Annotated in this window: 2 pseudogenes; both read right to left on the bottom strand. The window is 50.8% G+C overall.

Annotated elements, in window-relative coordinates:
• A pseudogene (locus BAA01_11905) lies at positions 1-1,127 on the bottom strand (hypothetical protein).
• Positions 1,128-1,139: 12 nt separating this feature from the next.
• Positions 1,140-2,034 (bottom strand): annotated as a pseudogene (locus BAA01_11900) (hypothetical protein).

The following is a 2,034-nucleotide window of genomic DNA, read 5'->3' as shown; positions in this document are numbered from 1 at the left end:
GTATACAATGAGCCGTCAGAGGCTAATTCTATTCCGTATGCAGAATTATTACCGCCAAAACCACTAATGTAACATCTTAGCAAGGCGATAAGATTTCCAGTTGTTTTGTCCACAATCCCTATAAAAGGATCGTAATTAACTAAGCCACAGCAGTAAATAAATGACTGGTCAACAGCTAAATCGTTAATACTGCTAGCGCTTGCGAACGAATTAGGAATGACGGTCGTGATTGCTCCGGACGTTGATATTTTATATAGACTTTGCGCATACTGTCTTCCAGTGCTCGAATCGGTGCCAGAACTATTAACATATATCCACAAATACCCGTTATCATAAGCTAACGCGGTTATCCATGGAAAAGATACATTGATCGTTTGCGCCAATGTTCCGTCGGGATTTATCTTATAGATTTTTCCGGTATTCCCATCTCCTGCCCAGAAGTACCCCCCTCCGAAGGTAAAGGGATAAATTGATGCGGATATACCGGAGATTGAGATGGATCCCATGTCTTTCCCGGTGTTCGGGTCGATCTGACGGATCACCTTGTTGTTATCCAGTAGATGCAAAAGACCATTCGCCAGAGTTAGCCCACTATTGTTGTTAATGTTTACCCCAGAGAGGATCGGTGCGGTGGAGATTTTTCGGACGCCACAACTCTGATAGGTCGGTTCCGTATAAAACCCTGCGAATCCGATTGACGCAATCGTTCCATTCGCTGCGTTCGTCGGGAAATCGAAGACATAATGCGCTTTTGTCCGGTCCCAGGTCGACTCGGACGCATTGATTGTACCTCTCAGCGGGTCAGAGCCGCTATATGGTGTCTTCCTGTTTGCCCATCCAACAATGGGATTCCTCACGTATCTCTCCGTGCTCGGGGACTCAGGGCTTGTATCTCCACTCAGATATAGCGTTGTAAAGGTGTCCGGTGGAGCAAAGTAGTTCGGGATGTTGGACGGCATCCCATTCGCCACTTCGTTCATCTGCACCCACGCGAAACGCTCCTTGGCAGGCAAGGCAATGAAGTTCTCTTTCCTCTCGCGGTACAGGAGTTTCTTCGTCCTTGCATCGAAAAGTTCAACGGTCACGATGCCCTTTGGAACCGTCAAACTCGGAAGCGCTTCGTTCACACTGCAACCCCCCTAGATTAATTGAATACTGACCTGATCCTGTATTACCAGGGTGGCAGGCAACTGCTCCTGCAAATTCACGCGACGCGGCAAATCCAGCTTTGTGCCAAGCAGATTCTCTCGAATCGTAATGATCGCTGGCAGGGACTCCTCCACAGATGCTGTCGGCATTCCGCCTCCTCCGCCGAGCATGTTGGCCGCGTAGACGTATCCCCGGGCCGCTCCGATGTCGACAGAGAGCGTCCCGGATGAGACGCTGGCCATCACGTTGAGAATGCCGGACGTCTGCGGGACCTGCTGCAGGATAAAGCTTGCCGAGAAGGTGTTCCATCCAGACGCAAGCATATGCTTGAGCGTTGGCCCGATCTGTTGGCCGTTCAGCATCCATGCGACTGTAAGCGTCGTAGCCGCGCTGGCCTGACCTGTTATGGTGACGGTGAACTCTGCATCCGTTGATGACAGAGTGGAAATCGGAATCGCGACAATAGCCTGCGACGTTGCACCGATAGTGACGACCGACGGATTCATCCCTTGGACATAACTCGCTTCCGTGGCTGTATCGCCACCAGCATTACTTTCATGCCCAGAAATCAACTGTCCAGCCAGTTGCGGGAGCGGCTGCTCCAGTTGAATCTGCGTTCGCCAAGGTTCAAGCGGGTACCAATCACGTTGTGAAACACGGAAAGATGCATGCAATCCGACGTCCGGGTCATACACTTGTACAATGTCACCTAACTCCACGTATTGATCCAGCAACCCAGTGATGCTGTAACTTACTGCCGGTTGTGCCAACCGCGCCAGCTCGGCAGCCGCCCTGGTTTTTAGTGATAACTGGTCAATATACCGTTCATCCTTCCACACAGCAGAGATTATCTTTCTCGGAAGGCCCCGCTGGTCAAAGTAGGAG

It is taken from the genome of Bacillus thermozeamaize (genome assembly GCA_002159075.1).
Classification (GTDB): Bacteria; Bacillota; Bacilli; order ZCTH02-B2; family ZCTH02-B2; genus Bacillus_BB; species Bacillus_BB thermozeamaize.
Note: the sequence above shows the minus strand (reverse complement) of the source record. Positions and strands in the feature narration are given on the sequence as shown.